The sequence below is a fragment of the Microtetraspora sp. AC03309 genome (assembly GCF_020826795.1).
Taxonomy (GTDB): domain Bacteria; phylum Actinomycetota; class Actinomycetes; order Streptosporangiales; family Streptosporangiaceae; genus Microtetraspora; species Microtetraspora glauca.
Genome location: NZ_JADDIL010000301.1, coordinates 1 through 726 on the forward strand (window position 1 = coordinate 1; position 726 = coordinate 726).

Here is a 726-nt window from a genome sequence, read left to right on the forward strand (position 1 = left end):
GCGCTGAACAGCTCTGCGTTCCAGCACATGCGGGCCGCGATGGAGGCTCTGATCAGCGAAGGTATCTACCCACAGGGTGACGCCACGACGTTGGCCTTGGAACTGTGGACCGCGGCGCACGGAGTAGCGGCGCTGCTGATCTCCAAACCCTATCTGCCTTGGGGAGATGTCGAGGAGTTCACCGACCGGGTGCTGCGGGCGGTGTGTACTGGTCAGATCGCGTCGGGGATCATCGGAACCGACCTGGAGCCCATGGAGACCATCGCCCGGTTGAAGGGCCTGGACAGCGAACCGACCGAAGAAGGGCAGAAGCCGTGACCGACAGAACCGTGGACAATCCGTTCTTCGCGCGGGTGTGGAAGACGCTGTCGAGTTCGGAGCCGCAGGCGCTGCGCCGGTTGCGCGGTGAGAATCTCACCGGACTCAGCGGCCGCGTCCTGGAGATCGGCGCGGGTACCGGCACCAACTTTGCCTTCTATCCACCGACGGTGACCGAGGTGGTCGCCATCGAACCCGAACGTCACCTTGCCGAGGTGGCCCGTGACGCGGCGGGGCTGGCTCCGGTACCGGTGACGGTCAGCAGCGACACTGCCGAGAAGTTCAGCAGCGTAGAGCCTTTCGATGCGGTGGTGTGCTCGTTGGTGCTGTGCTCGATCGATCAGCCGGAGACGGTTCTGCGTCAGTTGTTTTCGATTGTCCGCCCCGGCGGCGAGCTGCGGTACCTGG

The 726-nt window shown here is 64.6% G+C and carries 2 protein-coding genes; both read left to right on the top strand.

The window, feature by feature from the left end; translation table 11 throughout:
• Positions 1-318, top strand: a 318-nt coding sequence (locus IMZ11_RS42955) for a TetR-like C-terminal domain-containing protein (RefSeq protein ID WP_228649371.1), incomplete at its 5' end; no start/stop codon positions are given.
• On the top strand, positions 315-726 hold a 412-nt coding region (locus tag IMZ11_RS42960; RefSeq protein WP_228649373.1), incomplete at its 3' end, for a bifunctional 2-polyprenyl-6-hydroxyphenol methylase/3-demethylubiquinol 3-O-methyltransferase UbiG. The genes IMZ11_RS42955 and IMZ11_RS42960, both read left to right, overlap by 4 nt.